This window comes from Anaeromyxobacter sp. PSR-1 (assembly GCF_000964525.1).
In the GTDB taxonomy this organism is placed as follows: Bacteria; Myxococcota; Myxococcia; order Myxococcales; family Anaeromyxobacteraceae; genus Anaeromyxobacter.
The window spans coordinates 1-5,361 of the sequence record NZ_BAZG01000247.1 but is presented as its reverse complement, the minus strand read 5'-3'; the positions used below and the strand labels follow the sequence as shown (position 1 = coordinate 5,361).

6 protein-coding genes are annotated in these 5,361 nt (G+C 75.5%); 1 reads left to right on the top strand and 5 read right to left on the bottom strand.

The features are described from left to right. From PSR1_RS21485 to queF, 3 genes are all read right to left on the bottom strand, one after another. A partial coding sequence (locus PSR1_RS21485; RefSeq protein ID WP_237758190.1) for a serine/threonine-protein kinase occupies positions 1 to 977 on the bottom strand: 977 nt, incomplete at its 3' end. Positions 978 to 1,093: 116 nt separating this feature from the next. Then, positions 1,094 to 2,335: a glycosyltransferase family 4 protein gene (locus PSR1_RS21480; protein ID WP_059439402.1), complete on the bottom strand. Its 1,242-nt coding sequence runs from the start codon at positions 2,333 to 2,335 to the stop codon at positions 1,094 to 1,096. A 128-nt stretch (positions 2,336 to 2,463) separates the two neighbouring features. Further along, the gene (gene queF, locus PSR1_RS21475) at positions 2,464 to 2,832 is read right to left on the bottom strand and encodes a preQ(1) synthase (RefSeq protein ID WP_059439401.1); all 369 of its coding nucleotides are present in this window, start codon (positions 2,830 to 2,832) and stop codon (positions 2,464 to 2,466) included. A 192-nt stretch (positions 2,833 to 3,024) separates the two neighbouring features. Here queF and PSR1_RS21470 point away from each other — a divergent pair, with 192 nt between their 5' ends. Then, on the top strand, positions 3,025 to 3,219 hold the full coding sequence (locus PSR1_RS21470; RefSeq protein ID WP_041453749.1) for a hypothetical protein: 195 nt from the start codon (positions 3,025 to 3,027) through the stop codon (positions 3,217 to 3,219). 18 nt (positions 3,220 to 3,237) lie between these two features. On the opposite strand, the gene PSR1_RS21465 is transcribed toward PSR1_RS21470, so the two are convergent. Beyond that, positions 3,238 to 3,567: a hypothetical protein gene (locus PSR1_RS21465; RefSeq protein WP_237758189.1), complete on the bottom strand. Its 330-nt coding sequence runs from the start codon at positions 3,565 to 3,567 to the stop codon at positions 3,238 to 3,240. Positions 3,568 to 3,576: 9 nt separating this feature from the next. After that, positions 3,577 to 5,328, bottom strand: coding sequence for an OPT/YSL family transporter (locus PSR1_RS21460; protein ID WP_059439400.1), 1,752 nt, complete (start codon positions 5,326 to 5,328; stop codon positions 3,577 to 3,579). Between the last annotated feature and the right edge of the window lie 33 nt (positions 5,329 to 5,361).

Here is a 5,361-nt window from a genome sequence, read left to right as displayed (position 1 = left end):
AGGTCCGGGGCCACCAGCTCGAACTCGGCCGAGGCGAGCGGGGGCGGGGAGGGCGCGGGCGTCGCGCCGGGCGGCAGCGCGAACGCCGGGCCGAGCGCCGCCGCGAGCGCCTCGCCCAGCTCGGCCGCGCTGGCGGGCCGGGCGGCGGGCTCCTTCTCGCAGGCGCGGGCCACCACGGCCACGAGCTCCGGCCAGGCGGCGAGCTCCGGGCGCGCCTCGGCGAGCGGCGGCACCGGCGCGGTGGCCTGCTTCATGAGCAGGCCGCGCGCGTCGGGCGCGGTGAACGGGTGGTGCCCGGCCAGCATCCGCCAGGCGATGAGCCCGACCGCGTAGAGGTCCGCGCGCGCGTCCACCGCGCCGCCGGTGGCCTGCTCCGGCGCGAGGTACTCGGGCGTGCCCACCACCATGCCCGCCTGCGTGGCGCAGCCGGAGCTCGGGTCGGTCATCTTGGCGATGCCGAAGTCGAGGATCTTCGCCACCTCGCGGCCGCTGCCGGTCCGCGCCAGGAACACGTTCTCCGGCTTCAGGTCGCGGTGCACGACGCCCATGGCGTGGGCGGCGCCGAGGCCGGCGCAGATCTGCCAGAGCACCGGCACGGCCGCGGCGGGCGCGAGCGCGCCCTCGCGCCGGAGCCGGTCGAACAGGCTCTCGCCGGTGAGCAGCTCCATGGCGAGGAACAGCCAGCCCTCCTCGGTGCGGCCGAAGTCCGTGACGTGGACGATGTGATCGTGCTGGAGCGCGCTCGCGATCTCCGCCTCGCGGCGGAACCGCTCCACCAGGTCCGGCGAGGCCGACAGCTCCGGCCGGAGCACCTTCACCGCCAGGTCCTTGCGCAGGTGGACGTGCCGGGCCTGGAACACCGCGCCCATGCCGCCCGTGGCCAGGTGGCCGGTCAGCTCGTACCGACCGTCGAGGCAGGTGCCGACGAGCGACGCCGGCTCGAAGGTGGCGGGGGCGGACATTCCGGATCCGGACAAGCGGACCGGGATTGTAACCGCGTTCGCGCGGCTGCCCAGGTTGCGCGCCGCGGCGTCCCCCGCGCCCATGCGCGTACCGTGTACCACCCCACGCCCGGGCGGCCCCGGCCGGACGCTCAGTTCAGGGTGAGAACCGTCTCACGCGGCGCGGGCGGCACCGTGCGCACCGTGGGTACGGGCCGCGCCCGGCGGGGCGCGCGCGGCCCGGGCGCGTCGCCGCCCACCGCGCGCTGCAGCGCGCGCTCCAGCCGCGCCGCGACGCGGGCCCAGGTGAACCGCGCCGCCACCCGCGAACGCCCGCGGGCGCCCATGGCCCGCGCGCCCTGCGGGTCGTCGAGGAGCCGCTCCAGCGCCCCGGCGAGCGCGACCGCGTCGCCGGGCGGCACGAGCACCCCGGTCTCCCCCTCGACGACGATCTCCGGCACCGCCTCGATGCGCGTGCCGACGCAGGGCACGCCGCACGCCATGGCGTCGAGGAACGCGATCCCGAACGGCTCGCGCAGCGTGGGCAGCACCAGCGCCGTGGCCTGGGCGAGCAGGGCGGGCAGCTCCTCGGTGGCGACCGGCCCGAGGTGGAAGGCGCCCTCGGGCAGCGGCGGCACCTCGCGCGGCCCCGCCACCAGCAGCCGGGCGCGCGGGCGGCGGCGGCGCAGGCGGGCGAACGCGTCGAGCAGGATGGGGCCGCCCTTGCGCCGGAAGTCCTTGCCCACGAACAGGAGCGTGCGGCCGTCGTCGCGCCGGGGCGCCTCGTCCGGGAACACGTTCGCGCCGGCGCCCACCACCGCGATGCGGGCGCGGTCCACGCCGTAGTCGCGCACCAGCGAGCGGGCCACGTTGGCCGAGAACGTCGCGATCACGCGCGCGCCGCCGTACACCGCCGCCTCGCGCGCCCGCCAGCCGGGGCCGTAGTCCACCGGCGCGGCCAGGCCGGCCGCCGGCCAGGGCGGGCTCGCCTGCGCCAGCGCGCGGGTGTGGTCGAGCAGGAGCGCGTAGGGCAGGGGCGGCGGGAGGCCCGGCGCGAACAGCGCCCCGTTCTGGAGCACCAGGTCCGGCGCCGGCGCGAGCGCGCGCAGGCGCTCGCCGGCGCGGGACGCGTGGCGATCCCAGGCGTAGGTCGTGTTCCACCGGTGCCGGAGCGCGAGCCGCCCGTAGCGCGCCGCGGCCAGGGCCAGGTGCGCGACGACCGGGGGCGCGGGGCGCAGCCGTCGCGTGGCGGGGTCGCGCGGCTCGAGGTCGCCGGTGGCCGCGACCAGCCGGAGCTCGTGCCCCCGCTCGCCGAGCGCCGCGGCGATCGCCGCCGTGACCCCGCTCTGGGACCCGTAATGGACGTACGCGATCGAGAGCCGCCCTCTCCGCATCCTCCCTCCCCTCCCCGGACCTCAAGGTGCAGTGCGGGGGGGTGAAGGGGAAGCCTGACAGGGGCGCGCGCACGCCCGCCCGGGCGCCGGGCGGCGCGGGGATCGTGCCGCGGCGGGGCCGACCGCGCTCAGACGCCGGCGGGCTTCTCGCCGTGGCGCGCGGTCACGACCGTGTGGATGCCCCCGCGGACGGCGAAGTCGCCCACGACCTCGATCCAGCGCGGCGCGAGCGCGGCCACGAGGTCGTCGCAGATGCGGTTCGTGACCGCCTCATGGAACGTGCCCTCGTCCCGGAAGCTCCACAGGTAGAGCTTCAGGCTCTTCAGCTCCACGCAGCGCTCGGCCGGCACGTAGCGGAGGCGGATGGTGGCGAAGTCCGGCTGCCCGGTCATCGGGCACACGCAGGTGAACTCCGGGCACTCCATCGCGATCTCGAACGGGCGTCCGGGCTTCGGGTTCGGGAAGGTCTGGAGGTCGCGGGAGGGCTGGGTCGGCATGAGGCGTCCTTCGGGCTTGGTACGAACCGGTGGAAAACCGACAGCACGCTGTCGGGATTTCGCGGGCCGGGCTGAAATCCTTACCGGTCGGGGTGGGGTCTCCGGCGGCAAGCCCCTGTAACCTCGTCGCTCGGGCCAAGGCAAGCGGATTGCTATCGGTAGGAACCGCACGCTCGAGACACGGAGGGATCCATGAACCGCAAGGCCCGCCGCCGCATGAAGCACCTCGCGCCCCGCCGCATGGTCACGACGCTCGGAGACCTCATCTCCGCCGCGTACGAGGCGGTCCCGGGCATCGGCGACAAGAAGCTCGAACGGGCGCTCCGCCTGCTCACCGAGTCGCCGCTGGCTCGCCAGATGAGCCCGCACGTCGAGTTCGTGCCGTAGTCCCCCGCGTCGCGGGGCTCAGTCGAAGCGGGCCCCGCAGCGCGCGCAGTGTTGCTCCCGCACCGGATCGGCCGGTCCCGGACGTCCCCCCGGGGCCGGCCGGTCGCTTTCCCTGCGGAGCGGCGCCCCGCACGAGGGGCAGCGCGCGACGGACGCCGCCGCGGCGAACGCCGCGAAGAGCAGCCCCACCCCCGCGACCGCCACGCCGCCGCGCCAGCCGGCGCCGGCCGTGCCCACCAGCAGCCCGGCCGCGATCGCGCTCGCGACCGCCCAGGGGAGGAGCCGCCGCGCGCCGCGGGCGCGCGAGCGCTCGCGCTCGAGGTCGGCGAGCCGCATCCGCTTCGTCACGCCAGCCTCCTACAGCGCCATGAGCGCCAGCACCAGCAGCACCAGCGCCTCGCCGGTGATGAAGCCGGAGGCGAGCGGGGTGTTGTAGATCTCCTCGGTCCGCGGCGAGAGCCGCTTCCAGAGGTCCTGGATCAGGCCGCCCACCACCATCGGGAAGATGGCGAAGCCGGGGATGAGCATGCCCAGGCCGACGGCGGTGGGGGAGGGCACGAAGCGGCCGATGCGCGGGTGCGACTCGAGCACGGTGAGCACCACGCCCACGACGAGCGCGATCCCGAGCGCCACGACCGCGCTCGGCGCGAGCGCGCCGAAGCCCTGCGAGAGGAGCTCGGCGAAGCCCGCCCACTTCACGCTGATCGGCGAGGTGAGGCCGCCCTCGCCGCCGATGCCGTACTTGGCCCGCACGGCCGGGTAGGCGATCGCGACCGCCAGCGCGCCCACCGGCACGCCGACGAGCTGCAGGATGGTGAGGTTCCGGTTGGTGGAGCCGACGATCTTGCCGGCCTTGTAGTCCTGCATCAGGTGCTCGCCGTTCGCGGCCACCGAGCCGCTCATGCCCGAGCCCACCATGTTGATGGGCACGTGCCCCGGGGCGAGCACCGCGAACACCGCCTGCATCACGTTCGCCATGGCGCTGATGGGCGCCCAGTTCGTCTCGCCCAGCACGCGGATGCCGACCAGCATCAGGATGAGCGAGAGCCCCACCGACACGAGCGACAGCCAGATGGGGAAGCCGAGCGAGATCTTCTGCACCGCCACCAGCGCCACCGTGCAGCCGATCGCGCCCCACGCCACCCAGCGCATGGGGAAGTCGCCGCCGTCGGTGGCGCCCTTCGCCGACATCCCGCGGAACGTCTTCGCGATCACCTTCCACTTCAGCACCAGCGCGGCGAGGCCGCCCGCGACCATGAGCCCGGTGGCGGGCCACATGATCCAGCGCTGCAGCACCGAGTTGAAGGTCAGCTCCGGCACCAGCCCGGCCCGGAACAGCGGCTCGGGCGCGACCAGCCACGCGAGCACCAGCCCGAGGCCCATGGAGAGGGTGACCCGCAGGCCGATGAGGAGCCCGGCCCCGAGCGAGAGCACGCCCAGCTCCGAGCCGACGCGGAGCGCCTCGGCGTGCGGGGTGAGGAAGCGGAAGGAGATCGTCTCCGGGATCCACCCCAGGCCCTGCCGCAGCGCCACGAAGCCGGCCGAGATGGCGCCGCCCAGCCCGAGCGCCGCCACGCGCGGCCCGGCCTCCCTCGGCCCCTGGTCGAGCACGAGCAGCGTCTCGCCGGCGGCGGTGCCGTCGGCGAAGGTGAGGTTCTCCTGGTCGATGTAGTGCTTGCGCAGCGGCACCGCGAGGAGCACGCCGAGCAGGCCGGAGGGCGCGAGCCACGCGAAGATCTGGAGCGGGCTGAGGTGCAGGTTCAGCAGCCCGCGCTGGTTCAGCATGTCGATGGCCGCGAGCACCACCGACATGAAGCCCACGCCCGAGCCGGCGGCGGTGCCGGCCGTCTGCACCAGGTTCGTCTCCCAGCGCGTGGCGCGCACGCGCGTGGCGAGGCCGAGGAGCGAGAGCGCGATGAAGCCGAGGAACGCGCTCACGACGGAGATGTTCGGCCCGTAGCCGATGCGCAGCACCACCGTCGGCTCGGCCGCGCCCATGATGGCGGCCACCACGATGGCGACGCCCACGGCGCGGACGGTCAGCTCGCGGTGCGGCGCGCCCGCCGCGCCGGGCGCCGGGGTGGAGGATTCCTGAGCGATCTTGCGCATGGGCCGGAGACTCTAGCGCGAGCCCGCAGACCG